The organism is Nocardia arizonensis, from assembly GCF_001310275.1.
In the GTDB taxonomy this organism is placed as follows: domain Bacteria; phylum Actinomycetota; class Actinomycetes; order Mycobacteriales; family Mycobacteriaceae; genus Nocardia; species Nocardia arizonensis.
In genome coordinates this window covers 142875-167746 of the sequence record NZ_LGYZ01000088.1, presented here as the reverse complement: position 1 = coordinate 167746, position 24872 = coordinate 142875, and the positions used below count along the sequence as shown (strand labels likewise).

The 24872-nt window shown below is 67.8% G+C and carries 25 protein-coding genes; 10 read left to right on the top strand and 15 right to left on the bottom strand.

From position 1 onward, the window contains the following. The first annotated feature begins 3 nt into the window (after window positions 1–3). The 3 genes from APZ21_RS21590 (at window position 4) to APZ21_RS21580 (ending at window position 3067) form a co-directional block, all read left to right on the top strand. Window positions 4–648, top strand: coding sequence for a ComF family protein (locus APZ21_RS21590; RefSeq protein WP_054815093.1), 645 nt, complete (start codon window positions 4–6; stop codon window positions 646–648). Between the two features lie 267 nt (window positions 649–915). Next, window positions 916–1602, top strand: a complete 687-nt coding sequence (hpf, locus tag APZ21_RS21585; RefSeq protein WP_054815160.1) for a ribosome hibernation-promoting factor, HPF/YfiA family — start codon at window positions 916–918, stop codon at window positions 1600–1602. A gap of 172 nt (window positions 1603–1774) precedes the next feature. After that, the gene (locus APZ21_RS21580) at window positions 1775–3067 is read left to right on the top strand and encodes an acetyl-CoA C-acyltransferase (RefSeq protein ID WP_054815092.1); all 1293 of its coding nucleotides are present in this window, start codon (window positions 1775–1777) and stop codon (window positions 3065–3067) included. 4 nt (window positions 3068–3071) lie between these two features. On the opposite strand, the gene bluB is transcribed toward APZ21_RS21580, so the two are convergent. The 6 genes from bluB to APZ21_RS21550 form a co-directional block, all read right to left on the bottom strand. Continuing rightward, complete coding sequence (bluB, locus tag APZ21_RS21575) at window positions 3072–3704, bottom strand: 5,6-dimethylbenzimidazole synthase (protein WP_054815159.1); 633 nt, start codon at window positions 3702–3704, stop codon at window positions 3072–3074. 44 nt (window positions 3705–3748) lie between these two features. Beyond that, window positions 3749–4999 (bottom strand): fatty acid desaturase family protein, encoded by a 1251-nt coding sequence (locus APZ21_RS21570; protein ID WP_054815091.1) that lies wholly within the window; start codon window positions 4997–4999, stop codon window positions 3749–3751. A gap of 49 nt (window positions 5000–5048) precedes the next feature. Further along, on the bottom strand, window positions 5049–6458 hold the full coding sequence (locus tag APZ21_RS21565; RefSeq protein WP_054815090.1) for a fatty acid desaturase family protein: 1410 nt from the start codon (window positions 6456–6458) through the stop codon (window positions 5049–5051). 109 nt (window positions 6459–6567) lie between these two features. After that, complete coding sequence (locus tag APZ21_RS21560; protein WP_054815089.1) at window positions 6568–7701, bottom strand: ferredoxin reductase; 1134 nt, start codon at window positions 7699–7701, stop codon at window positions 6568–6570. Between the two features lie 113 nt (window positions 7702–7814). Then, window positions 7815–8297: a DUF6912 family protein gene (locus APZ21_RS21555; RefSeq protein WP_239476754.1), complete on the bottom strand. Its 483-nt coding sequence runs from the start codon at window positions 8295–8297 to the stop codon at window positions 7815–7817. An 85-nt stretch (window positions 8298–8382) separates the two neighbouring features. Next, window positions 8383–9789 carry a WS/DGAT/MGAT family O-acyltransferase gene (locus APZ21_RS21550; RefSeq protein WP_156371248.1) on the bottom strand — a complete coding sequence of 469 codons (1407 nt, stop codon included), beginning with the start codon at window positions 9787–9789 and terminating at the stop codon, window positions 8383–8385. 357 nt (window positions 9790–10146) lie between these two features. Between APZ21_RS21550 and secA the strand changes: the two genes are divergently transcribed. After that, window positions 10147–12993 (top strand): preprotein translocase subunit SecA, encoded by a 2847-nt coding sequence (gene secA, locus APZ21_RS21545; protein ID WP_054815086.1) that lies wholly within the window; start codon window positions 10147–10149, stop codon window positions 12991–12993. Between the two features lie 64 nt (window positions 12994–13057). Here the strand turns inward: secA and APZ21_RS34830 are convergent, their stop codons facing one another. After that, a complete protein-coding gene (locus APZ21_RS34830; RefSeq protein ID WP_054815085.1) occupies window positions 13058–13417 on the bottom strand; it encodes a DUF732 domain-containing protein in 360 nt (119 codons plus the stop codon). Window positions 13418–13657: 240 nt separating this feature from the next. Between APZ21_RS34830 and APZ21_RS21535 the strand changes: the two genes are divergently transcribed. After that, window positions 13658–14113: a hypothetical protein gene (locus APZ21_RS21535; RefSeq protein WP_054815084.1), complete on the top strand. Its 456-nt coding sequence runs from the start codon at window positions 13658–13660 to the stop codon at window positions 14111–14113. Between the two features lie 10 nt (window positions 14114–14123). On the opposite strand, the gene rsgA is transcribed toward APZ21_RS21535, so the two are convergent. From rsgA to APZ21_RS21520, 3 genes are all read right to left on the bottom strand, one after another. Next, window positions 14124–15122, bottom strand: coding sequence for a ribosome small subunit-dependent GTPase A (gene rsgA, locus APZ21_RS21530; protein WP_054815083.1), 999 nt, complete (start codon window positions 15120–15122; stop codon window positions 14124–14126). A gap of 37 nt (window positions 15123–15159) precedes the next feature. Then, the gene (gene aroA / locus APZ21_RS21525) at window positions 15160–16470 is read right to left on the bottom strand and encodes a 3-phosphoshikimate 1-carboxyvinyltransferase (protein WP_054815158.1); all 1311 of its coding nucleotides are present in this window, start codon (window positions 16468–16470) and stop codon (window positions 15160–15162) included. 89 nt (window positions 16471–16559) lie between these two features. Continuing rightward, entirely contained in the window at window positions 16560–18068 is a 1509-nt protein-coding gene (locus APZ21_RS21520; RefSeq protein WP_054815082.1) for an aldehyde dehydrogenase family protein, read from the bottom strand. A gap of 136 nt (window positions 18069–18204) precedes the next feature. On the opposite strand from APZ21_RS21520, the gene APZ21_RS21515 reads away from it, so the two are divergent. Next, window positions 18205–19017: an SOS response-associated peptidase gene (locus APZ21_RS21515; RefSeq protein ID WP_054815081.1), complete on the top strand. Its 813-nt coding sequence runs from the start codon at window positions 18205–18207 to the stop codon at window positions 19015–19017. 24 nt (window positions 19018–19041) lie between these two features. On the opposite strand, the gene APZ21_RS21510 is transcribed toward APZ21_RS21515, so the two are convergent. Further along, window positions 19042–19341 (bottom strand): hypothetical protein, encoded by a 300-nt coding sequence (locus APZ21_RS21510; RefSeq protein ID WP_054815080.1) that lies wholly within the window; start codon window positions 19339–19341, stop codon window positions 19042–19044. A gap of 105 nt (window positions 19342–19446) precedes the next feature. Then, on the bottom strand, window positions 19447–19938 hold the full coding sequence (gene ybaK, locus APZ21_RS21505) for a Cys-tRNA(Pro) deacylase (protein WP_054815079.1): 492 nt from the start codon (window positions 19936–19938) through the stop codon (window positions 19447–19449). A 152-nt stretch (window positions 19939–20090) separates the two neighbouring features. Here ybaK and APZ21_RS21500 point away from each other — a divergent pair, with 152 nt between their 5' ends. Continuing rightward, entirely contained in the window at window positions 20091–20879 is a 789-nt protein-coding gene (locus APZ21_RS21500; RefSeq protein ID WP_443093695.1) for a sigma-70 family RNA polymerase sigma factor, read from the top strand. After that, complete coding sequence (rsrA, locus tag APZ21_RS21495) at window positions 20876–21157, top strand: mycothiol system anti-sigma-R factor (RefSeq protein WP_054815078.1); 282 nt, start codon at window positions 20876–20878, stop codon at window positions 21155–21157. Before APZ21_RS21500 ends, rsrA begins: the two co-directional genes overlap by 4 nt. 80 nt (window positions 21158–21237) lie before the next feature. On the opposite strand, the gene APZ21_RS36455 is transcribed toward rsrA, so the two are convergent. Beyond that, the gene (locus APZ21_RS36455) at window positions 21238–21312 is read right to left on the bottom strand and encodes a 50S ribosomal protein bL37 (protein WP_022597109.1); all 75 of its coding nucleotides are present in this window, start codon (window positions 21310–21312) and stop codon (window positions 21238–21240) included. Between the two features lie 121 nt (window positions 21313–21433). Between APZ21_RS36455 and APZ21_RS21490 the strand changes: the two genes are divergently transcribed. After that, window positions 21434–21649, top strand: coding sequence for a biotin/lipoyl-binding carrier protein (locus APZ21_RS21490; RefSeq protein ID WP_054815077.1), 216 nt, complete (start codon window positions 21434–21436; stop codon window positions 21647–21649). A gap of 18 nt (window positions 21650–21667) precedes the next feature. Then, complete coding sequence (locus APZ21_RS21485) at window positions 21668–23182, top strand: sensor histidine kinase (protein ID WP_054815076.1); 1515 nt, start codon at window positions 21668–21670, stop codon at window positions 23180–23182. Between the two features lie 164 nt (window positions 23183–23346). On the opposite strand, the gene APZ21_RS21480 is transcribed toward APZ21_RS21485, so the two are convergent. Beyond that, window positions 23347–23601, bottom strand: coding sequence for a WhiB family transcriptional regulator (locus APZ21_RS21480; protein ID WP_011211115.1), 255 nt, complete (start codon window positions 23599–23601; stop codon window positions 23347–23349). Window positions 23602–23850: 249 nt separating this feature from the next. Beyond that, complete coding sequence (locus APZ21_RS21475; RefSeq protein ID WP_054815075.1) at window positions 23851–24798, bottom strand: diacylglycerol/lipid kinase family protein; 948 nt, start codon at window positions 24796–24798, stop codon at window positions 23851–23853. Between the last annotated feature and the right edge of the window lie 74 nt (window positions 24799–24872).

Sequence of the window (24872 nt, the reverse complement as noted above, 5' to 3'; positions counted from 1 at the left end):
GCGATGCGAACGCTACTCGACCTGATTCTGCCCGTGACCTGCGGCGGCTGCGCCGCGGCGGGCACGCCGTGGTGCGCGGACTGTGCGGCGGCGCTCGGCCGCGGCCCGATGCGCGTACGGCCGCGGCTCGATCCCGGAATTCCGTGCTGGGCACTGGCTCCCTACCGGGGTCCGGCCCGACGCGCGGTGCTCGCGGCAAAGGAGCGTGGCCGCCGGGACCTGAGCGAACCGCTCGGCCGTGCCACGGCGCTCGCGCTCGCGCGTCTGCGGTCACCGGACCGAACGCTGGTGCTGGTGCCCGCGCCGAGTCGGGCTTGGGCAGCGCGGCGGCGCGGAGGTGATCCGGTACTGCGGGCGGCGGCGGTCGCGCGGCGGTGGCTACCCGATAGCCAAGTGCTGTCGATCCTGCGTATGCGGTCCGGGACACGCGATTCGGTCGGCTTGGGAGCGGTGGCGCGCCAACGTAATCTCCGTGACCGGATCGAGGTGCGCGCACCCCGCTCACAGGTGCCGACACACGGCGGAAACATCGAGGTAGTCCTGCTCGACGATGTGCTGACCACCGGGGCGACGGCGTGCGAATCGGTGCGCGCGCTCGGCCGTGTCGGGATGGTTCCTCGTGGCCTGCTGGTGACGTGTGCCGCATGAATCCGGGAAATTTGCGTGAACACTGGCGGACTGTCCGTCTGCGTACTAGCGTCGCGGTCACACATCCGAACCTGGAGTTGGGAGGTGGCGCCTCGGACAACAACGTGCCGGGCACCGCCGCACGGCGGACCACGATACGCGCCCGAGCACGGCTCAACCCCCGCCGCACGTGACGTCGATCGGTGCGGCCAGATCCGGGAGGTACGCGTGACGACTTCTGCACGACCTTCAGTGAATGACGCAGTTCCCGCCGCACCGTCGGTCGGCGTGGTGGAGACTACGGAACAACCGGCGGCGGAACCGCCCCGGGCCACGCGCGCCGATGTTGTGGTCAAGGGCCGCAACGTCGAAGTGCCCGATCACTTCCGCGTATACGTCGCGGAGAAACTCTCTCGTCTCGAACGATTCGACCCATTGATCTTCTTGTTCGACGTCGAGCTGTTCCACGAACGCAATCGCCGTCAACGCAAGAGCTGTCAGCGCGTCGAAATCACCGCGCGCGGTAAGGGTCCCGTTGTTCGGGCCGAAGCCTGCGCCGACAGTTTCTACGCCGCGTTCGAATCGGTCACCTCGAAGCTGGAGAGCAGGCTGCGCCGCACCAAGGACCGCAGGCGCGTCCACTACGGGGAGAAGACCCCGCTCTCGGTGGCCGAGGCGACCGCGGACCTGATCGATGATCGGCTGTTCGCTCTGACCGACGGCGCGGGCCCGGCCCACCAGCACCCGGGTGAGCGCGCCGCCGATTCCGCGGGATCGCCGGACTACGCGGCCGGACCCGGCCATATCGTGCGCACCAAAGTGCACTCCGCGACCCCGATGTCGGTCGACGATGCCCTCTACCAGATGGAACTCGTCGGCCACGATTTCTTCCTATTCCAGGATCGTGAGACCGACCGACCCTCGGTCGTCTACCGCAGACATGCCTTCGACTACGGCCTGATCAGGCTCGCCTAGTCGCGCGTACCCGAACCCGGCCGGATCCGATGTCCGGCCGGGTTCGCCCTGTCCGGGCGGTCCTTCGCATGCCACGGCGTCGTCGGGTCACCCGGCGGTCGATCGCGTATTTCCGTGGACCTTGAACTTACTTTGAAGTAAGTTGGGGGCAGGTCTCTCGGAAGGAATTCGCATGGCTACCAAGGGTGCTCGCCGTGCCGTCGTCGTCTCCGGTGCTCGCACGCCGTTCCTGCGGGCCTTCACCGACTACACGCGGATGGACTCCATCGCGTTGGCGGGCGCCGCCGTGCGCGGTCTGCTCGATCGGACCGGATTGGCGGACGAACGGGTGCAGGCCATCGTCTGGGGCGGGGTGATCCTGCCCAGCGCGGCGCCGAACATCGCGCGCGAGATCGCGCTCGATCTGCGACTCGATCCGGGATGCGAAGGCTACACCGTCACCCGCGCGTGCGCCTCGGGTCTGCAAGCGGTGACCTCCGCGGTCGCCGCCATCGAACGCGGCGAATACGACGTCATGATCGCGGGCGGCAGTGATTCGACCAGCAACGCCGAGGTGAAACTGCCGCAGAAACTCGTGCACGCGGGCGCGCCGCTGGCACTGGGCAGGCCGAAACCGGGCGACTACCTGTCCGCGATCCGGCAACTGGCCCCCTTCACCGATCTGCTGCCGACCAGGCCGCGCATCGCCGAACGCACCACCGGCGAGGTGATGGGCGAATCGGCCGAGAAGATGGCGCGCATTCACGGGGTGACCCGCGCCGAACAAGACGAATTCGCGGCGCGCTCGCATCGGCGGGCGGCCGCGGCCATCGATACCGGACGCTTCGACGACGAGGTGCTGCGGGTGCGTACCCCGCAAGGCGTCGATATCGACCGCGACGGATTGGTCCGCGCAGACACGAGTGTCGAGAAGCTGGCACGGCTCGCGCCGGTGTTCGCCGCGGACGGCAGTGTCACCGCGGGCAATGCCAGTCCACTCACCGACGGCGCGTCGGCGGTGCTGCTGATGAGCGAGGACGCCGCGCGCGCCCTAGGTTTCCGCCCGTTGGCCGCATTCCGCTCGTGGAGCTACGTCAGCGTCGACCCCGCCGATCAGGTACTCATCGGCCCGGCCATCTCCATGCCGAGGGCACTGGACAAGGCCGGGATGTCGCTCGCCGACGTCGATCTCGTGGATATCCACGAGGCGTTCGCCGCCCAGACCCTTGCGGTGCTGCGCGCGCTCGGCAGCGACGAGTGGGCCAAGAGCCGCCTCGACCGGGATACCGCGGTCGGCGAAGTGGATACGGAGATCCTCAATGTGCACGGCGGCTCGGTAGCGCTCGGTCACCCGTTCGGCGCCACCGGAGCCAGGATGGTCACCACCGTCGCCAACGAATTGGCGCGCGGGGACAAGTCCGCCGCACTGCTCGGCATCTGTGCGGCGGGCGGCATCGGCGCCTCCGCGGTCATGGAACGCGTCTGAACGCCTAGCCGGTCCCGCGCGGACCGAAGGTCTCGCGGTGTACCGCGTCGGTCAGCGGGCGACCGGCGCGCCACCCGAAGCGTTCCAGATCGGGCACGGTGCGGAAACCGTGCACCGGGCCGACGCACAGCCAGGCGACCGGGCGGATGTCGGCGGGCAGCCCGATCAACTCGGCCAGGAACCGCGGATCGTAGAAGGACACCCAGCCGACGCCGACGCCTTCGGCCGTCGCGGCCAGCCACAGATTCTGGATGGCCAGAACCGCGGAGTAGACGCCGGTTTCGGCGACGGTGGCGCGACCGAGCACATGTGGACCGCCGCGCGCGTCGTCGTAGGTGACCACGATGCCGGTGCCGCTCTCGGACACACCCTCGATCTTGATCGGCTCGAAGGTCGCGGCGCGCTCGGAAGGCAGCGCGTCACGGAAGGCGACGCGCTGTTCGCCCACGTGCGCGGCGAATCGGCGCAGCGTCTCCGGTTCGCGAACCACCACGAAATCCCACGGCTGCGAATTGCCCACGCTCGGCGCGCGATGGGCGGCATCGAGTATGCGCCACAGCGTGGCCTCGTCCACGAGTTCCCCCGTGAATTCCGCGCGCACGTCGCGGCGCGTCCGAATGGCTTCGTAGACGGTCATCTGATCGGCATACACGCGCCAAGTCAATCAGGCGCGGGTGCGGATCAGCCGATGGGGACCGCGCGGGCGATGCGGCGGCGGCCCTGCGCCAGCGCCGTGCGCAGTCCGCGCCGCTTGCCGGTGACCGGATCGAAACTTGGGGCGGTGTCGCCGCCGAATCTGCGTTCCGAGGCGGTTTCGGGTGCGTCGTCGGCGGTGTGGTGAAGGTACTTATTCGGCAGGGCCAGTTTGAGAATCGTGCGCCATGCCTTGAAGTACTGCACCGGCAACGATCCGGTGGTGTAGGGCAGATCGTATTTCTCGGCCAGTGCCCGCACCCGCACCGCGATATCGGCGTAGCGATTGCTCGGCAGGTCGGGGAACAGGTGGTGCTCGATCTGGTGGCTGAGATTGCCGGTCATGAAATGCATGACCGGTCCGCCGGAGATATTGGCGCTGCCCAGCATCTGACGCAGGTACCACTCGCTGCGCGTCTCGCCGTCGATATCGGCCTTGGTGAACTTCTCGGCGCCGTCCGGGAAATGACCGCAGAAGATCACCGCGTTGGTCCACACATTTCGCACCATATTGGCGGCGATATTCGCGGTGAGGGTGGTGAAGAAGGCCGGTCCGGTCAGCAGCGGGAACAGCAGGTAGTCCTTGCCGACCTGCTTGCCGATCTTGACGAGCACCTCACCGCGCTTACGTTCGAATTCGGCGCGTTCGGGCGACCCGTGCGGGTACCGGCCGGCCGCGAGCTTGCCCAACTCCAGATGCTGGATGGCGACGCCGTATTCGAAGAACAGTTGCAGCAGCAGGTTGTAGACCGGGTTGCCCAGGTTGAACGGCTTCCACCGCTGGTCGCGGGTGACGCGCAGCAGGCCGTAGCCGATGTCGTCGTCCATGCCGAGGACGTTGGTGTACTTGTGGTGCAGGTAGTTGTGGGTCTGCTTCCAGTGCTTGGCCGGGCCGGTGTTGTCCCATTCCCAGGAGCTGGAATGGATTTCGGGATCGTTCATCCAATCCCATTGACCGTGCATCACATTGTGCCCGATCTCCATGTTCTCGATGATCTTGGCGGTGCTCAGCAGGGCAACGCCCGCCAGCCAGGCGGGCGGGAGGAAACTGGCGAAAAGAACGGTGCGCCCACTGATCTCGAGTGCGCGCTGCAATCGGATGACATTGCGGATGTAACGCGCGTCCCGCGCGCCGCGCGAGGATTCGATCTCTCTCCTGATCGCGTCGAACTCCGCACCGAGCGCCTCCACATCGGCCTCGGTGAGATGCGCGTACTCCTTGACATCGGATATCGCCATGCCGGTTACACTACCGTAGGTTACGGTGGCGTAGGTAATGGCGTGGCAATCACCGCGCCTTGCGCCGGCCGCCTGATTTCCGGCGCCGGGCGGCCTGCTCGGTCGCCCGCTCCTGCCAGGCCGCTCCTGCCTCGCGCAGCAGCTCGCCTTCCTGGCGGGCCTTGTCCTTCAGCGCCTGCTTCGCCTCGCGAAGTACCTGCTTCTCGTGCTCGGCCTTCTCACGCAGCACCGCCTTCACCTCGGCCAGCGCCGAGCGCAGCCCGCGCCGCCGCCCGGTCTCGCCATCGACCACGACCCGGTGATTGTCCGACAGCGAGGGCAGGGTGATCCCGGCGAACTTGCGTTCGGAGGAGGTCTCGGGGGCGTCGTCGGCGGTGCGCTTGAGGAAGCGATCCGGCAGGGCCAGCTTGTGAATCGTGCGGAATGCCAGCAGATACTGCTTGCCGAGGGACCCGGTGGTGTAGGGCAGATCGTACTTGTCGCACAGTTCGCGCACCCGCGTCGAGATCTCGGCGTAGCGGTTGCTGGGCAGATCCGGGAACAGGTGGTGTTCGATCTGATAGCAGAGGTTGCCGCTCATGAACGCCATCGCGGGGCCCGCGTCGAAGTTGGCGCTGCCGAGCATCTGCCGCAGATACCATTCCGCCTGGGTCTCGCCCTCGAGTTGCTCGACGGTGAACTTCTCCGCGCCGTCGGGGAAGTGGCCGCAGAAGATGACCGCGTAGGCCCACAGATTGCGCACCAGGTTCGCCGTCGCGTTGGCCTTGAGCGTCGACTTCCACGCCGGACCCGTCAGCGCCGGGTAGATCACGAAGTCCTTGCCGACCTGACGGGCGATCTTGCGGCCGAACTCACGATTCGGCACGGACAGCAGATCTCGGCGAGGCACGTTCGACAGGTCCTTGTCGATGCTCCAGTCGTGCAGCGCGATCCCCCACTCGAAAGTCGCGGCGAGCACCAGATTGGCCACCGGCTGCGCCAGGTGCAGCGGGCGCCACTGCTCGTCGCGGGTCATGCGCAGGATGCCGAAGCCGAGATCCTCGTCCTTGCCCAGCACATTGGTGTAGGTGTGATGGGAGTAGTTGTGCGCGCGCCGCCACTGCGCCGACGGGCCGGTCTGGTCCCACTCCCAGGTGCCCGAGTGGATCTCGGGATCGTTCATCCAGTCCCACTGGCCGTGGCTGATGTTGTGGCCGAGCTCCATGTTCTCGATGATCTTGGCCACCGACAGCATCGCGGTGCCCGCCAGCCAGGCCCAGCGATTGCGGCTGCCGAACAGGATCGCGCGCGCGGCCACTTCGAGTCCGCGCTGCGCCGCGATGGTGCGGCGGATGTATCTCGCGTCGCGTTCGCCTCGCGACAGTTCGACCGACCGCCGGATGCTGTCGAGTTCCTGCCCGAGGGTCTCGATGTCGGCGGCCGTCAGGTGGGCGAATGCTTTGATGTCGGTGATGGCCACCGGAGTCCCTTCTCTGGCTCGGATACCACGAGGGTACCCGTGGTCACGGTCGACGGCGGGTCGCGCGGGCACGGTGTCCCGCGGCAGGCCCGGCACCCGGCGATCGGTGTCAGATATCGAGAGCGCAATCACCCGCGGCGGCGGAGATGCAGGTCTGGACCTTGTCGCCCTCCCTGCGCTCGTCGCCGTTGCGCAGGTCGCGCGTATGGCCGGAAGTGATTGTGACCACACAGGTTTGACAGATGCCCATGCGGCAGCCGAACGGCATCTGCACCCCCACCGATTCGCCGGCCTCGAGCAGACTCGTCGCGCCGTCGACCTCGGCGGTGCGCGCGGAGCGGCCGAAGGTGACCGTACCGCCCTCGCCCGCCGCGGAACGTTCGATCTCGAAGCGTTCCACGTGCAGCCGCTGCGACAGATCCGCCGCGCGCCAATGCGATTCGATGTCATCGAGCATGGCCGCGGGACCGCAGGCCCAGGTCTCGCGGGCACGCCAATCCGGGACCGTGGCGTCCAGGTCGCTCAGCGCGAACTTGCCCTGCTCGGCGGTGAGATGCACATGGGAGGTGAAACTCGGATGCCGGTCGTGCAGATCTCGCAGCTCGCGGCCGAACATCACGTCGTCGGCGGTGCGGGCCGAATGCAGATGCACCACATCGGTGACCTGATCGCGCCGGTCCATCGCCCGCAGCATCGCCATCACCGGGGTGATACCGCTGCCCGCGGTGAGGAACAGCACGCGCGACGGCGGGGGATCGGGCAGGACGAAGCCGCCCTGCGGGGCCTGGAGCCGCACGATGGTGCCGGGCTTGACGCCGCCGACCAGATGCGAGGACAGGAAACCCTCCGGCATGGCCTTCACCGCGATGGAGATCAGCCGCTTACCGCTGCCGGGATCGGTCCAGTTCGGTGGACAGGTCAGCGAATACGAGCGCCAGTGCCAGCGCCCGTCCACCAGTATGCCGATGCCGATGTACTGGCCGGGCCGGTACTTGAAATCGAAACCCCAGCCCGGCTTGATCACCAACGTGGCCGAATCGGCGGTCTCCTCGCGCACGTCCACGATGCGCCCGCGCAGTTCCCGCGCCGACCACAGCGGGTTGGCCAAGTGCAGGTAGTCGTCGGGCAGCAGCGGCGTGGTGACCCGCGCGACAGCGCCGCGCAGGACGTTGAGCCGACCGCCGCGCTCGGCGACACTCGCGGCCGGGGCCTCGAGCCATTCGCGGACATTCTTGAAGACCATGCGATGCCGTTCGTCTCTCTGTTCCGGCGGCCGCCGTCGGAGGCCGTCTCGCACGCTAGGTTACGGCATCGTAGGTTCGGGCGGAGCGTGGCAGGCCGGTGCCGACCGGCCCGTCAGAGCAGTTCGAGCAGGAACGGCAACTCCTGGGCGGCGTACCAGGCCAGCTGGTGGTCCTCGGCGTCGCCCAGCACGAATTCGGCATCGGTGTCGCCCAGGTCGGCGGCATCGACCACGTCGACGGCCTTGGCGACCTCCGGTTCGGCCTCGGCGAGGTCGACATGGACCGAGGCGATCTGGCGGTACAGCAGCGGGCCGGACAATTTGACCACGGCGTCGTCGAGGTCCGGCCGCGGTTTCACCCCGGGCACGTCGGCCGCGATCACCGCGCGCCGGTACACCGGGCTCGCGGCCGCGGGCTCGTCGCCCTCGGGTTCGGCGGCCCTCGCGTAGTCCTCGCGGTCGGCGGCCAGCAGTCGCAGCGAGGCGCGGGCGGCCTCGATCATGGCGACCTCGGCCAACTCCTCGTCGTCGCCGGAGGCGTATGCCTCGCGCAGCGCGGGCGTCACCGCGAAGGCGGTGCCGCCGAGCGGGAACATCTCCCGGTCGGCGACCAGACGGCGCAGCAGTGGCACCGTCGCCGGGATATAGACCCGCGTGGTGCGGTGGTCGGACGTGCCGTTGTCAGGCGCAGGCACCGAGCATCTCCTCCATGGATTCGTGCACCGACGCGGCGAGCACGTCGATATCGGCCATCGCGTCGCGGTCGGCGTTGAGTCCGTAGAAGACGTGCCCGTCGTAGGACGTGATCCCGATACTCGACGCCTGATTGCGCAGCAGCGGCGACACCGGATACATCTCCAGCATCCGCGCACCGCCGATGTACATCGGCGCCTGCGGACCCGGCGCGTTGGTGATGACCAAGTTGAACATGTGCTCCGCGAACGTACTCGCCGCGCGCACGCTCATCGCGTGCAGGCTCGCGGGCGCGAAGCCGGCCAGATGCACCAGGGTCCGGGCGCGCACGCCGCGGCGCTGTTTGCTGTTGGCCTCGGTGGCGTGCTTGATGTGGGACAGCCGGATCACCGGATTCGATTCGCCGACAGGAAGATCGAGCAGGAACGAGGACACCTCGCCCGCGGGCTTGGCCTGCTCGCCCTCGAGATCCTCGACGTAGACCGACATCGGCACCACCGCGCGCAGGGTTGTCTGTTCGGTGAGCGCCTCGTCGCGCGAGAGCAGCCAGTTGCGCAGCGCGCCGGTGACCACGGCCAGTATCGCGTCGTTGATCGAGCAGTCGAAGCGTTTGCGGATGGTGCGGTAGTCCTCGAGATCGGTGCGGACCACGTCGAAGCGGCGGCTGCGCGAGGTCTTGGCGTTCAGGGGGCTATCCGGCGCGCTCGCGGTCGCGGCCCGCACCGCCGAGACGACCGAGTCCACCGCGCGGCCCGCCGCGGCGACCATGGCGAAGGCGTCGGCGCCCGCTCCGCGCACCACGTCGATGGCCTCGCGCGGCTGCGCTGCCAGATGGCCGAGCGCGCCGACCAGCAGTTCCATCTCGTTGGGTTCGCGCGGCGCGACCCAGGCGTCGTCGGCGAGTTCGCGCGGCGACGGACTCGTATCGAGGATCACATGGCCGATCTCGAGCGCGCTGTCACCGTCGACCAGCGCCGAATGGGTCTTGGTGAAGACGGCGCTGCGCCCGTCGGACAGGCCCTCGATGAGATACATCTCCCACAGCGGTCTGCTCTGGTCCAGCGGTCGCGAGGCCAGCCGCGCGACCAGCTCGTGCAGTTGCCCGTCGGTGCCCGGACTCGGCAGCGCGGAGCGGCGGATGTGATAGGTGATGTCGAAGCGGCTGTCCTCCACCCAGACCGGTCTGCCGAGGCCGAGCGGGATTTCGCGTACCTTGCGGCGATAGCGGGGGACCAGCGCGAGGCGGCTCTCGACCAGGTCGACGAGACGGTCGTAGTTCAGCGGCGGTTCGTCGTCGGTGTCGCGGACGATCGCGAGTGACCCGATATGGATCGGGTTGCTGCTCGACTCGAGTCGATAGAACGCCGCGTCCTGCGGCGTCAGTCTCGTGATCACGCTGCCAGGTGCTCCTTCCGCCGCCCGCCGTCTCGGCCTCATTGTGATGCGTTGCAACGAACCGTAGGCGCTCTTGTGGCATATCAAGCGAAATGGGCGCATTCCCTCATCCGCGCCACCGGCGCGGCGGTTCCGCGGACCGCCTCTGTCGTACATCGTATGGGAGCGGGCCGCGATCGGGTATGGGCAAGCTGGGGTCGCGCCGTCGCCGGTGACGAGTACCGTGAGGGAAAGCCCGCCCGCTCGGCGCGATGACCACTCGGGCGCGCGGCACCGCGCTGGTCACCGCCGCCTAGCATGGGTGCCGCATTAACATGGCAACCAGATGACACCACGACCAGAGGACTGACGAGACCCGTGCCTGCGCTGACACTGACGAGGTTGCTACGGATTGGTGAGGGCCGCATCGTCAAGCGGCTGGCCCACCTCGCGGACGAAGTCCTCGCCCTCGGGCCGGAGATCGAACTGCTCACCGACGCCGAACTGCGCGCCAAGACCGAGGAGTTCAAGGAGCGCTTCGCCGACGGCGAGACCCTCGACGACCTGCTGCTCGAGGCGTTCGCCGTGGCCCGCGAGGCGTCGTGGCGGGTACTCAACCAGAAGCACTACAAGGTACAGATCATGGGCGGCGCGGCGCTGCACCTCGGCAATATCGCCGAGATGAAGACAGGTGAGGGCAAGACCCTCACCTGTGTGCTGCCCGCTTACCTCAACGCGCTCTCCGGCGACGGCGTGCACGTCGTCACGGTCAACGACTACCTGGCCAAGCGCGACGCGGAATGGATGGGCCGCGTGCACCGCTTCCTCGGACTCGAGGTCGGCGTGATCCTCGGCGGGATGAATCCGGCGCAGCGCCGTCAGTCCTACGCCGCCGACATCACCTACGGCACCAACAACGAGTTCGGCTTCGACTACCTGCGCGACAACATGACCCACTCGCTCGACGATCTGGTCCAGCGCGGGCACAACTTCGCCGTGGTCGACGAGGTCGACTCGATTCTCATCGACGAGGCGCGTACCCCGCTGATCATCTCGGGTCCGGCCGACGCATCCTCCAAGTGGTACGCCGAATTCGCGCGCATCGCGCCGCTGCTGAAGAAGGACGTGCACTACGAGGTCGACATCAAGAAGCGCACCATCGGCGTGCACGAGGCGGGCGTCGAGTACGTCGAGGACCAGCTCGGCATCGACAACCTCTACGAGGCGGCCAACTCGCCGCTGGTCAGCTATCTGAACAATGCCATCAAGGCCAAGGAACTCTACATACGCGACAAGGACTACATCGTCCGCGACGGCGAGGTCGTGATCGTCGACGAGTTCACCGGCCGCATCCTCGTCGGGCGCCGCTACAACGAGGGTATGCACCAGGCGATCGAGGCCAAGGAAGGCGTCGAGATCCAGCCGGAGAACCAGACCCTGGCCACGATCACCCTCCAGAACTACTTCCGCCTCTACGAAAAGTTGTCCGGTATGACCGGTACGGCCGAAACCGAGGCGGCCGAGCTGCATTCGATCTACAACCTCGGCGTCGTCCCGATCCCGACCAACCGGCCGATGGTCCGCGCGGATCAGTCCGACTTGATCTACAAGACCGAAGAGGCCAAGTTCGCCGCCGTGGTCGACGACGTCACCGAGCGGCACGAGAAGGGCCAGCCGGTGCTCATCGGCACGACCAGCGTCGAGCGCTCGGAGTACCTGTCCAAGCAGTTCACCAAGCGCGGCATTCCGCACAACGTGCTGAACGCGAAGTTCCACGAGAAGGAAGCCGAGATCATCGCCGAGGCCGGCCGGCCCGGCGCGGTCACCGTCGCCACCAATATGGCCGGTCGCGGTACCGATATCGTGCTCGGCGGCAACCCGGACATCATCGCCGACATCCTGCTGCGCAAGGAGGGCCTCGACCCGGTCGAGACCCCCGACCAGTACGAGGCCGCGTGGCATTCCGCGCTGGAACAGGTCAAGGCGCAGACCGAGCGGGACGCCGAGGCCGTGCGCGAGGCGGGCGGGCTCTACGTGCTCGGCACCGAGCGGCACGAGTCGCGGCGTATCGACAACCAGCTGCGCGGTCGCTCCGGCCGTCAGGGCGACCCGGGCGAGTCGCGGTTCTACCTCTCGCTGGGTGACGAGTTGATGCGGCGGTTCAACGGCGCGGCGCTCGAGGCCATCATGACCAGGCTCAGCCTGCCCGACGATGTGCCGATCGAGGCGAAGATGGTCTCCCGCGCCATCAAGAGCGCGCAGACCCAGGTCGAGCAGCAGAACTTCGAGATCCGCAAGAACGTCCTCAAGTACGACGAGGTCATGAACCAGCAGCGCACCATCATCTACGGCGAGCGGAACCGGATTCTGCGCGGCGAGGACATGGAGGGCCAGGTCCAGGAGATGATCACCGACGTGATCACCGCCTACGTGGACGGCGCCACCGCCGAGGGCTACGTCGAGGACTGGGATCTGGACAAGCTGTGGACCGCGCTCAAGACGCTGTATCCGGTGAGTCTGGACGCCAGGGAACTGACCGGTGAGACCGAGGTCGGCGAGGCAGGCGATCTCACCAAGGACGAACTGACCGAGGCTTTGCTCGACGACGCGCACGCCGCCTACGCCAAGCGCGAACAGGAGATCGACGGTCTCGCGGGCGACGGCTCGATGCGCAATCTGGAACGTCAGGTGCTGCTTTCGGTGCTCGACCGCAAGTGGCGTGAACACCTCTACGAGATGGACTATCTCAAGGAGGGCATCGGCCTGCGCGCCATGGCGCAGCGCGATCCGCTCGTCGAATACCAGCGCGAGGGTTTCGACATGTTCTCCGCGATGCTGGAGGGGTTGAAGGAGGAGTCGGTCGGCTTCCTGTTCAACCTCCAGGTCGAGGTGCAGCAGCCGCAGCCGCAGGGCGTTTCGGTCGATCCCGGTCTGCGGTCGCCCGTTGGGGCGGGCGCGCCGCGTCCGCTGCCCACCGAGGAGGCGCCCGCCACCAATGGCGCCGTGCCCGCGGCCCTGCGCGCCAAGGGAATCGACGATTCGCGCCCGCACGGTTACAGCTACTCGGGTCCCGCCGGTCCCGACGACGGCGGTCGTGCGGAGGTCCACAACGACGCGCAGGAGTACGGCGGAGAATCCGTCGGCACCACCCGCCGCGAACGCCGGGAAGCGGCGCGCGCGCAGGCCAAGTCGAATCGGCCGCCCAAGAGCCGCCGCCGCGGCTGACCATTCGGCCGGAGGCGCCCGCGACCACGGTCCGGGCGCCTTCTGTCGTATTCGCGGGTGTTGATCAGAGGCGGTTCCACGGGCAGATCGCCCGTACCGCCGCCTCCAGGAACAGGTACGGGTACCGCACCGCGCGTCGGGTGATCTCGGCCAGTCGCGTCCGGTTGTAAGGTGTGTTGCCGTGCGAGTCGAGGAACGCGCATTCGGCACGGGCCAATTCGATGGCGGCGTCCTGGGTGGCGTAATCCCTGTCGTCGTAGTCGATCTGCTCGAGGAATTGCAGGTCGGCGGGATTGCGCGGGGTAGCGGAATCGGCAGCGCCCGCGGCATTGCCGGTGGGCGGATGCGGCGCGGCGACTCCATCGTGCGTCCCGCCCACAACGAACGCGGCGGTGGCGAGGGCGGTGACCAGAATCGTGCGCATTCTTCCTCTGCGGGTCGATGGGACTCGACGGAGCCGGGATGAACCGTCGCGTTCAGGCGGGCGAGACGTTAGCGGAAAGTGCTGGTCAATAGCTGATTTCGCGGCGGCGTCGGAAATCGTTGGGGCTCGGGCGGGCGAATGGTCGGGACTCACCGAGTCCACATCGATTCGAAGTCGGATAGACGCCATCCGTACCGGGCGGTCCCCATACCGATCGCGCGAGGAAGTACCTTGCATGACATGGTTGCGAAGGACTCTCGGCGCGACGACCCCCCGTTCACCGAGCAGGGCTACTGGATCTGGCGCGACCGGCTGGAATCCGCGCTACCGGTCGAGAATCCCGAACGCGCCGACATCCTCGTCGGCGAGGCCGAGTCATGGTATGCCATCTTCCGGCGAGCCCACCGCCGCGCCCTGATCCTGCGCACCCTCGGCTATCTCGGCTGGGCGAGCGTCGTCGCGGCCACCCTGGTCGCCGCGTGCGTATTCGTCGCGCTCCGTTGGCACGAACAACGCTGGCTCATCGCCGTATGCGCGATCGTGGCCCTGCTGGTCCTCTACCGCTACATCAGCACCCTGGCCGCCGCCCGCGCCGCCCACCGTCTCGAATCCCGCACCCTGACACGCCAATTCCCCGATCCCCGCGTCGTCTGGGCAGATATGGCCCGCAAGCACGGCTTCGAACCCACGCTCTGACCGCGCGGACTCACCAGGGGTCGTTGGAGTTCAGCGCGGTCAGCAGCAGGCGGATGGCCGCCACCCGACGTTGCTTGCCGGGCAGGTTGTCCAGTGCGCATTCCGGGTCGGTGGGCGGGCCGAGGTGAGTGCAGCCGCGCGGGCAGTCCTCGATGGCGGCGGACAGATCGTCGAAGGCGGCGATGACGTCGTCGGGGGTGATGTGGGCCAGGCCGAAGGATCGCACGCCGGGCGTGTCGATGACCCAGCCGCCGCCGGGCAGCGCCAATGCCACGGACTGGGTCGAGGTGTGCTTGCCCTTGCCGACGCCGGACACCACCCCGACCGCCCGGTCCGCCTTGGGCACAAGACGATTCACCAATGTCGACTTGCCGACCCCGGAGTGGCCGATGAAGGCGGTGAGCGTGCCGTCGAGCAGATCGGTGACGGGACCGATCGGGTCGTCGATGCCGCCGTAGACGATGGTGAGATCGAGATCATCGAAGGCGGAGGCGAATTCGGAATCCGCCGCCAGATCGTGTTTGGTCAGGCACAGAATCGGTTGCAGCCCACCGGCGTAGGCCGCGACCATGGCCCGCTCGACGAATCCGGTGCGCGGCGGCGGATCGGCCAGCGCGACCACGATGAAGAGCTGTTCGGCGTTGGCGACCACGATTCGCTCGAAGGGATCGGTGTCGTCGGCGGTACGGCGCAGCACCGTGGTGCGCTCGGCCACCCGGACGATGCGCGCGAGCGTGTCGGTGGCGCCCGACAGATCGCCGACCACGTCGACCCGATCGCCCACCACGATCGGGGTCCGGCCGAGTTCGCGGGCGCGCATGGCCACGAGGTGGCGGTTCGGGTCGCCGTCGAGCACGCATCCCCAGCGTCCGCGGTCGACCGAGACCACCATGGCGGATTCGGCGTCGCCGTGCCGGGGCCGGGTCTTGGTGCGCGGACGTGAACTCCGTCCAGGACGGACCCGTACGTCGGACTCGTCGTAGCTGGCCGCCGCCCGCCCCCGGCTCACGGTCGGCGGCCCCCGGCGCGCACCGTGCCGTGCTCGCTCAGCGGCTCGCTCCGCGCCCGGATAGCGCCGGGTCGAGCATCCGCTCCCACAGCGCTACGAAATTCGGCAGTGTCTTGGCGGTGGTGCCGATGTCCTCGATCTCGATTTCGGGCACCCGCAATCCCAGGATCGCGCCCGCGGTCGCCATCCGGTGGTCGGCGTAGGAGTGCCAGCGGCCGCCGTGCAGCGGGGCGGGCACGATCTCGAGGCCGTCCTCGGTCTCGGTGACCTTGCCGCCGAGTCGGTTGATCTCGGTCGAGAGCGCCGCGAGCCGGTCGGTCTCGTGGCCGCGCAAGTGGGCGATCCCACGCAGCCGGGACGACGAATCGGCCAGCGCGGCCAGCGCCGCCACCGTCGGGGTCAGCTCACCCACGTCGTGCAGGTCGATATCGATGCCCGCAAGGCGTTCGGGGCCGCGCACGGTCAGCACGCCGTCGAAGACGCGCGCTTCGGCGCCCATGCGCACCAGTATCTCGCGGATGACGTCACCGGGCTGGGTGGTCAGGCGCGGCCAGTGCGGAATGCTGACCTCGCCGCCGGTGACCGCCGCCGCCGCGAGGAACGGTGTCGCGTTCGACAGGTCCGGTTCGACCTCCCAGTCCACCGCGCGGATCGGTCCGGGGCTAACGACCCAGGTCTGGGCCTTGCGGCTGTCGGCGGGTGACTGCACCTTGACGTCGGCGCGGCGCAGCATCTCCACGGTCATCTCGATATGGGGCATCGACGGCAGCGCCTTGCCGTCGTGGTGCACGGTCAGGCCCTCGTCGAAGCGGGCCGCCGAGAGCAGCAGTCCCGAGACGAACTGGGAGGAACCGGAGGCGTCGATGGTGACCGCGCCGCCGCGCAGGCCGCCCGCGCCGTGGACGACGAAGGGCAGTGTGTCGCCGTCGATGCGCGCGCCGAGTCCGCGCAGGGCGTCCAGGATCGTGCGCAGCGGGCGCACCCGGGCCTGGGCGTCGCCGTCGAAGGACACCTCGCCGTGGGCCAGCGTGGCCACAGGCGGCAGAAAACGCATGACCGTGCCCGCGAGGCCACAGTGCACCGCGCCGCCGCCCAGCGGCGCGGGAGTGACCGTCAGTTCGTCACCATCGCCCTCGACTCGCGCGCCGAGGGTGCGCAGCGCCGCGATCATGAGATCGGTGTCGCGGCTGCGCAGCGCCCCCGTGATCATCGAGGGCCCGTCGGCGAGCGCCGCCAGGATCAGGGCGCGATTGGTGATGGATTTGGATCCGGGCAGGGTGACGGTCGCGTGGACGGGGACATCGACGTGGGGCGCTGGCCAAAAAGTCACAGGTCCATCTTCGCCCATCGTCGGACCGGACACGCGGGCGGTCGTGAACCGGTGGGTATTCGAGACCTACGGGGGGACCCGTGTCCCCCGTAGGCGCGGCGATCGGACTACTTGTGCCGACCGTGCAGGAACGGCACCATCTTGCGCAGCAGGTTCATCGTGGAGTCGGTGCGCGCGTAGCTCATCAGCGCCATGCCCGGGATGGCGAACCTCTGCACCGCGATGGAGTGCAGGCGGGTGAACTCGCGCAGCCCCGGCTCGCCGTGGATGCGGCCGATACCGGAATCGCCGACGCCGCCGAAGGGCAGACCCGCGATGGCGCCGAAGGCCAGCACCGAGTTGACCGAGGTGGCGCCAACCCGCAGTCGCCGCGCGATCTCGAGTCCGTGGTTCTTGGAGTAGACCGCCGAGGACAGGCCGTACTTGGAGTTGTTGGCCAGTTCGACGGCCTCGTCCACGCCGTCGACGGTGCGGATGGTGACGGTCGGGCCGAAGGTCTCCTCGGCGACGGCCTCGGAGTTCTCGTCCACGTCGACCAGCACGACCGGCTCGATGAAGGGTCCCTTGATGGAGTCCGGGCCGCCGAGGACCGCGGTGCCGCCGTTCTTCAGCGCGTCGTCGATATGGCGGCGCACGATGTCGATCTGGCTCGGCATGGTCATGGGACCGTAGGAAGCCTTGCCGTCGGAACCGGGCTTGACGTCGGACAGGATGCGCTTGACCTCGGCGACGAACTCCTCGCGCACCGCGCGGTCGACGTAGACGCGCTCCACGCCCGCGCAGGTCTGGCCGCTGTTGGCGGTGGCGCCCCAGGCGACGGCGTCGGCGGCGGCCTTCACGTCGGCGTCGGCGGCGACGATGACCGCGTCCTTGCCGCCGCATTCGAGCAGCACCGGGGTCAGGGTCGCGGCGGCGTCGGCCATGATGCGCTTACCGGTCGCGGTTGACCCGGTGAAGGCGATCTTGTCCACGCCGGAGCGGACCAGTGCCGCGCCTGTCGCGCCATAGCCGTTGATGGTCTCGAAGACGCCGTCGGGCAGGTCCGGGTTGGCCTTCTTGAAGGCGTCGGCGAGGAAATTGCCGATGCCGGTGGAGTATTCACTCGGCTTGAACACCACGGTGTTGCCCGCGGCCAGCGCGTAGGCGATGGAGCCGTTGGGGGTGTAGACGGGGTAGTTCCACGGTCCGATGACGCCGACCACGCCGAGCGGGCGCTGTTCGAGGCGGGCGGAGAAGTTCGCCATCATCGCGCCGGGGGAGATCTTCTTCGGCGAGAGCAGCTTCTTGGCGTTCTTGGCCGCCCAGGCGATGTGCTCGAGGGCGAGCATCAGTTCGAGGAAGGCGTCGTCGATCGGCTTGCCGTTCTCCTTGTGGATGAGTTCGCAGAACTCCTCGGAATCGGCGACCAAGCGGCTCGACCAGCGCAGCAGGTACCTGCGGCGGTCGTCGAAACTCAGCGAACCCCAGGTGGCGGCGGCCGTGCGCGCCTTGGCGACGGCCGCGCGCACCGCGTCCTCGTCATCGATGGTGTATGTCGCGATGACCGCGCCCGTTGCCGGATCGACCGACTTCAGAGCCGTGTCCGGTGCGGCGGGTGTGGTCTCGGTGGTTGTCACGGTGGAAATCTCCTCTAGCCTTGGTTCGACCGGTCGGTGCGCATTTGAGAGAATGTTAGGCCAAAACTCTCAACAGGTCACCACAATGGCGTCAATTTTCCCGGGGTCGTCGGTGCGGGATGGCAGGATCGAATCCATGTGCGGACGTTATGCCACCACTACGAATCCCGGCAGGCTGGCGGTCGAACTGGACGCCGTCGACGAGACCGGGGAATCCGGCGGCGCGGCCTTCACCAACTACAACGTCGCCCCCACCACCCAGGTCCTCACGGTCGTGCGACGCCACGACCGCGACCACCCCGACGACGCGCCCACCCTGCGGATACGGCGCATGCGATGGGGCCTGATCCCGGTCTGGACCAAGGTCGCCGAACCCGGTGTGCCGGTGAAGGGCAAGCCGCTTTTCAACGCGCGCGCCGACACCGCGGCCACCACCCCCTCCTTCCGCGACGCCGTGAAGTACCGGCGCTGTCTGGTGCCCATGGACGGCTGGTACGAATGGCTCGTCGAGCCCGACGCGGCGGCAACGGGCGCGGGCAAGGGAAAGGGCAAAGCCGTCAAGTCCCCCTACTACATGTCCAACGCCGACGGGTCGCGGCTGTACATGGCCGGACTGTGGTCGATCTGGCGCGACCGCGCACTGCCGGACAGCGCCCCATTGCTCTCGTGCACGATCCTCACCACCGACGCCGTTGGCGAACTCACCAGGATCCACGACCGCATGCCGTTGCCGATGTCACGCGAACACTGGGACGCCTGGCTCGATCCCGACCATCCCGCCCCCGCCGAACTGCTGCGCACCCCGGCGCCGGAGGACGTGGCCGATATCGTGTCCCGGCCGGTCTCGCAGCTGGTGAACAGCGTCAAGAACAACGGACCCGAACTATTGGCCCCCGCGAGTGGTTCCGGCGGCGGAGCCGAGCGGGCAGGGCAGATCAGCCTGCTCTGACCTGCCCGGCCGCGCACCGGCGGGTCAGAGGCGGCATTTCACGCTGTCGGTCGCGATATTCAGACCGCAGGTGACCACGCCCGTGATCAGGTCGATGACCTCGGTGACCAGTTCGCCGCCGAATTTCTCGGCCTTCTCGGCCCGCTTGTCGTGCGGCTCGGCGTCGGGCGCGCCGCCGTCGAGTCCGTCGAACGGGCCGCTCACCGGGATCCGCTCGACCGGTGCGGCGGCCGCGGGTACCAGCGTCGCCGGGCCGAATCCGAGCGCCGCCGCGGCGATCGCGGTGACGGCGGCGGTACGCAGGCATCGGTGCGGGAACGTCATGTCGCATCACTCCTCGGGTCGGCCGACGATGGATCTCGCTGAGCGGGTGACGCCCCGGCGGCGGCGCCGTAGAGCCATTCGGCGCGACCGCGGTTCTCGGATGGTTCAGGCCGTGATCGGCGCGGTCACCGCACCGGTGAGGCGGATCAGGTCCGCGGGGGCGAGGTCGACCTCGAGTCCGCGTCGGCCCGCACTGCACAGAACGCGATCCCAGGTCGGAGCCGAGGCGTCGACGACGGTCGGCAGACGCCGACGCTGACCAAGCGGCGAGATGCCGCCGAGCACGTAACCGGTCGCGCGTTCGGCCGCCGCGCGATCGGCCATCGCGGCCTTCGGCGCGCCGAGCGCGGCGGCCGCGGCCTTGAACGACAGCGAATTCGGCACCGGTAACACGGCCACCGCGAGCGCGCCGGTGGACAGCTCGATCACCAGGGTCTTGAAGACCTGGGCGGGCGCTACCCCGAGCCGGGCGGCGAGCGCGTCGACGGCCTCGGCGCCGTAGGAGTCGCTGCGCGCGTCGTGGGTGAAGGTGTGCACGCGGTGCGCGATCGCGGCCGCGTGCAGCGCGCGGATCGCGGGAGTGGAAGCGCCTGCCATGCGGGTCACCCTAGCGAGGTGGGCCGCGGACGGCCCCGTCGCCGAGGGAACACAGCGGGAGCCGCACATGTTGCATGCGGATACAGGACGCGCGGAAATCCGTCCCCGAGAAAGCCGGTGGGGTTTCCGGCCGCGCACGACGTGAAGGAGAGATGTCGGTGCCCGTACTGCTCGAAGAACATCCGGTATCGACCGCGACGGGGCCGTCGTACCCGCGCGTATCCCTCGATTCGCACTTGCCGGTAGATTTGGCAGGTACGCCGATCGAAGGGACAGGTGTGACGAGCGATGACGACGTGGTGACCGAGGGCACGGTCGGCCCCGCGCTCGACGAGGGCGTGGCGGCGGCGCCTGCCGACGACGCAGAGTTGGCTCGCCGCTTCGAGCGCGACGCGCTCCCGATGCTCGACCAGCTCTACGGCGCGGCCCTGCGCATGACCAGAAATCCCGCGGACGCCGAGGATCTGGTGCAGGAGACCTACGTCAAGGCTTTCCAGGGCTTCAAATCCTTCAAGGAGGGCACCAACCTGCGTGCCTGGCTCTACCGGATCCTGACCAACACCTACATCAACTCCTATCGCAAGAAGCAGCGCCAGCCCGCGCAGTATCCGACCGACGAGATCACCGACTGGCAGCTCGCCGCGACGGCGGAGCACAGTTCGACGGGTCTGCGCTCGGCCGAGGTGGAGGCGCTCGACGCGCTGCCCGACGACGACATCAAGACCGCGCTCCAAGAATTGCCCGAGGAATTCCGCATGGCGGTGTATTACGCCGATGTGGAAGGTTTTCCGTACAAGGAAATCGCCGACATCATGGGCACTCCGATCGGTACGGTGATGTCCCGGCTGCATCGCGGCCGTAAGCAGCTGAAGGGTTTGCTCGCCGATGTGGCGCGCGAGCGCGGGTTCAACCGGAGTGATCGCCAGGAGGTCAAGCAGTGAGCGAGCGGGACCCCGATATGGAACTCGATTGCACGGCGGTGCTCGCGGATGTGTGGCTGATGCTCGACGGCGAATGCGACGAAGCGACGCGGGCTCGGTTGCGCCATCACATGGATCACTGTTCCCCGTGTATCGAGGCATACGGTATCGAGGAGAAGATCAAGGGTCTGCTCAGCCGCAAGTGCGGCGGCGACCGCGCGCCCGACGCGCTGCGTGATCGGCTGACCCTGGAGATCCGCAAGTCGATAACCGTGCGATTCGAGTCCACCGAAGGCTGATACCGGCCGCGCCCCGAACACCGAGCGGCCCGCACTTCCGGGTGGAAGGGCGGGCCGCCCGGTCTGTCGACGGCGGCGAATCAGGCGTTGGGCCGCTTGCCGTGGTTCGCCGCATTTCCCTTGCGGCTACGCTTCTTCCGTCCGCGCTTACCCATTCGGTAGACCTCCCGATCCTCCCCGACGGTGCGGGGACCACATCTGAACGAAGGACATTCTTTCACGTGTGGTTGGCTGTACCGTCAGCGGATACAGGCCGAACGGAACGAATGGGGTGTCATGGCTGAGGAAGTGCGCGCGGAGATGGTGTCGACCGTCCTCACGGTCGAGGTCGCGGTGGGGGACACGGTGCGGATCGACCAGACTCTGGTGCTGCTCGAATCGATGAAGATGGAGATCCCGGTGCTCACCGAGATCGAAGGCGAGATCACCTCGATCGCCGTCGCTCCGGGACAGGTCCTACAGCAGGGCGATCTCATCGCCGTCATCTCCTGAGTCGGCGGCGCATCGACCGTGTCGACACTGAGTGAGCTACTCGCCGAACACACCGACCTACCCGGCGTCGCCGTCGACCACTTACAACGGGTGGTGGGGGACTGGCAGTTGCTCGCGGACCTGTCCTTCGCCGATCTTCTGCTGTGGGTCGGCGCGGGACCGATCACCGACGGCGCCGATGTGGTCTGCGTCGCTCAGTGTCGTCCCACCACCGCGGCGACGGTGCACATCGAGGACAAGGTCGGCACCACGGCCTCGCACGGCGATCATCCCCAGGTCTTCGACGCGCTGACCAGCGGGCAGATCGTGCGCGCCGACAGCGATGGCGAGACCAAGGGCGTCTATCACCCGTACCCGGTGCACGCCATTCGCGAGGCCATCCCGGTGCGCTGCGGCGACGACGTGATCGCGGTGCTCAGCCGCGACACCGACGTGCAGCGTTCGCGGGTGCGCAGCACGCTCGAGATCGCCTACGTGGCCTGCGCCGACGACCTGTGCCAGATGATCGCCGACGGCACGTTCCCGACGACCGAGGATCGGGCCGCCACGCATTCGAGTCCGCGGGCGGGCGACGGTTTCATTCGGCTCGACACCGACGGCACCGTGGTCTACGCCAGTCCCAACGCCCTGTCGGCCTATCACCGCATGGGATTACAGGCCGATCTGGCCGGACAGGACCTGGCCGTCACCACCCGGTCGTTGATCACCGACCCGTTCGACGCGCAAGAAGTGGTCGGCGACATCCAGGCCGCGCTGGCCGGGCGCACCGGCAGACGCATGGAGGTGGAGGCGCGCGGTGCCACGGTCCTGCTGCGCACGCTGGTGCTGCGACCGCACGGTGAACTGGCCGGCGCGGCCGTGCTGGTGCGCGATGTCACCGAGGTCAAGCGCCGCGATCGCGCGCTGCTCAGCAAGGATGCGACCATCCGGGAGATCCACCACCGGGTCAAGAACAACCTCCAGACCGTGGCCGCGCTGCTGCGCCTGCAAGCCCGGCGCACCGAGAACGAGGAGGCGCAGGTCGCGCTGACCGAGTCGGTGCGCCGCGTCACCTCGATCGCCTCGGTGCACGAGATGCTGTCGATGTCGGTGGACGAGGAGGTCGACCTCGACGAGGTCGTGGACCGGCTGCTGCCGATCATGGCCGATGTCGCCACCGTGCACACCACGCGGATCAAGGTGCGTCGGGCCGGATCGCTCGGGGTGTTCTCGGCCGAACGCGCCACCCCATTGGTGATGGTGCTCACCGAATTGGTGCAGAACGCCATCGAGCACGCCTTCGATTCGGGCGAAAACGGCACGGTGACAATACGTTCCGAGCGTTCGGCGCGTTGGCTGGACGTCATCATCAGCGACGACGGCCGCGGTCTGCCGCCCGGTTTCAGTCTCGAGGCATCGGATCGGCTCGGATTGCAGATCGTGCGCACGCTCGTTACCGCCGAATTGGGCGGTTCGATCGGATTGCATCCCGGCGCCGATGTCGGAACGGATGCGGTGTTGCGCGTTCCGCTCGGGCGTCGTTCCGCGCGCTGAACCGGAACTCTCCGCCCCCGCGGTATTCGCCGCGTGCCTTTCAGGAATTGACGTGGCCACTGGGGCAATTGAGGGCATTGAGAACAATTGAGCCCGGCACCCAAGGGATGCCGGGCCGAAATGCGTTGCCGGGCCTGAATGGTCCGGCAACGCTCGTCGTCGAATCAGACGACGGTGCGCGTGCGGGTGCGCGCGTTGCGACGCTTGAGCGCGCGACGCTCGTCCTCGCTCATACCACCCCACACGCCGGCATCCTGCCCGGACTTCAGGGCCCAGGACAGGCAATCGGCAGTAACGGGGCAGCGAGCGCAGACCAGCTTGGCATCGGCAATCTGCGCGAGCGCGGGACCGCTGTTACCCACCGGGAAGAACAGCTCGGGGTCCTCGTCGCGACAGATGGCCTTGTGGCGCCAGTCCATTCCTCTGCTCCTTTGCTGGGCGCCGCAAAGGGCGCCGATGGTTTGTGGTTCGTTCACTTGTGCGACTCGAATGTTTCCGCACGGTTGCTTGTGAATGCTTTCACGAACACCGTAGATGTCAATAGGTCTACAGCGCACCGTGGGGAAGCTCACGCTCTGAAGGCGCCCGCATGGGGAGCCTGCCCGGTCCTTTGTACTCGGTCTACCGGGTTTTCGCAGCACAACTCCGATGTTTTCGGGGGTGTTTCCTCACCGTCGCGGACGCGGGGCGACAACCTCGAGTACCTCGGGTACCGACGTGAAATCCACCACGTTTCGCTTCCCGATAAAGTCGCCGTCGATTTGCAGTCCGATGGGTTCGGTGGCCTCGACGCGCACCGAGGGCACATCGTCTTCCCGAAACAGGTTGCTCGCCTTGGGATTTCCATCGGCGGACAGGAGTTGGCGGGTGAGCGACAATGTGGGCAGGATGGCCATCGACCGCACGGCGAACACGCCGAGGCCGGTCTCGAACGTCGTGCCCGGGTTCGTGTGCACCGGGGTCGAGTTCAGGTAGGTCCACGGACTCGCGTTCGTTATGAAGGCGTAATACACCTCGTCGACCGGATCGAATCCGGGTATTTCGATCCGTACGGTCGGCGCCTTCCCTTTTGCCCGGAAAAATTGTCGCACAGTTGTTCGAATATAACGCCCGGGAGTGGCGGCGTGACCGTTGGCGCGGCCGGCGTCGATGGCCTCGCACACATCGGCGTCGAGCCCGACACCCGCGCTGAAGGTGAACCAGCGGTCATCGGCGAGGCCGAGTCCGATTCGCCGGTCGCTGTCGAGGGTCAGCAGGTCGATCAATTGATTCGTCGCGGTCACCGGATCGGGGGAGATGCCGAGCGCCCGCGCGAACACATTCGCCGACCCGCCCGGAATGACGCCGAGGCGCGGCAGCCAGGCGCCGCCGTCGTCGACCTGCGGCAGCGGCAGGAATCCATTGATGGTCTCGTTCACCGTGCCGTCACCGCCGTGCACGACGATCAGATCCATTTCGTTGGTCGAGGCCCACTGCGCCAATTCCGCCGCGTGGCCGCGGTGCTGGGTGTGCGCGACCGTGAGCTGAGTGCGGCTCTCCAGCGCGTGGGCCAGCAGATCCCTGGTCGCAGGCGTGGTCGAGGTGGCATTCGGATTCACGATCAACAGGGTCCGCACGCTTGGAAGCCTAATCGGCGCGGGCCGGTCATCTGAAAAGCCGTTGCTCGGGCGGCGGGATAGGCCCACATCCC

Bases quoted from the DNA above. Each gene is read 5' to 3' on its own strand.
- APZ21_RS21590 (WP_054815093.1), top strand. From the start codon at position 4: ATGCGAACGCTACTCGACCTGATTCTGCCCGTGACCTGCGGCGGCTGC.
- APZ21_RS21580 (WP_054815092.1), top strand. From the start codon at position 1,775: ATGGCTACCAAGGGTGCTCGCCGTGCCGTCGTCGTCTCCGGTGCTCGC.
- bluB (WP_054815159.1), bottom strand. From the start codon at position 3,704: ATGACCGTCTACGAAGCCATTCGGACGCGCCGCGACGTGCGCGCGGAA.
- APZ21_RS21570 (WP_054815091.1), bottom strand. From the start codon at position 4,999: ATGGCGATATCCGATGTCAAGGAGTACGCGCATCTCACCGAGGCCGAT.
- APZ21_RS21560 (WP_054815089.1), bottom strand. From the start codon at position 7,701: ATGGTCTTCAAGAATGTCCGCGAATGGCTCGAGGCCCCGGCCGCGAGT.
- APZ21_RS21555 (WP_239476754.1), bottom strand. From the start codon at position 8,297: ATGTTCCCGCTCGGCGGCACCGCCTTCGCGGTGACGCCCGCGCTGCGC.
- APZ21_RS34830 (WP_054815085.1), bottom strand. From the start codon at position 13,417: ATGCGCACGATTCTGGTCACCGCCCTCGCCACCGCCGCGTTCGTTGTG.
- APZ21_RS21535 (WP_054815084.1), top strand. From the start codon at position 13,658: ATGGTTGCGAAGGACTCTCGGCGCGACGACCCCCCGTTCACCGAGCAG.
- aroA (WP_054815158.1), bottom strand. From the start codon at position 16,470: ATGGGCGAAGATGGACCTGTGACTTTTTGGCCAGCGCCCCACGTCGAT.
- APZ21_RS21515 (WP_054815081.1), top strand. From the start codon at position 18,205: ATGTGCGGACGTTATGCCACCACTACGAATCCCGGCAGGCTGGCGGTC.
- APZ21_RS21510 (WP_054815080.1), bottom strand. From the start codon at position 19,341: ATGACGTTCCCGCACCGATGCCTGCGTACCGCCGCCGTCACCGCGATC.
- ybaK (WP_054815079.1), bottom strand. From the start codon at position 19,938: ATGGCAGGCGCTTCCACTCCCGCGATCCGCGCGCTGCACGCGGCCGCG.
- APZ21_RS21500 (WP_443093695.1), top strand. From the start codon at position 20,091: ATGTCGGTGCCCGTACTGCTCGAAGAACATCCGGTATCGACCGCGACG.
- APZ21_RS21490 (WP_054815077.1), top strand. From the start codon at position 21,434: ATGGCTGAGGAAGTGCGCGCGGAGATGGTGTCGACCGTCCTCACGGTC.
- APZ21_RS21480 (WP_011211115.1), bottom strand. From the start codon at position 23,601: ATGGACTGGCGCCACAAGGCCATCTGTCGCGACGAGGACCCCGAGCTG.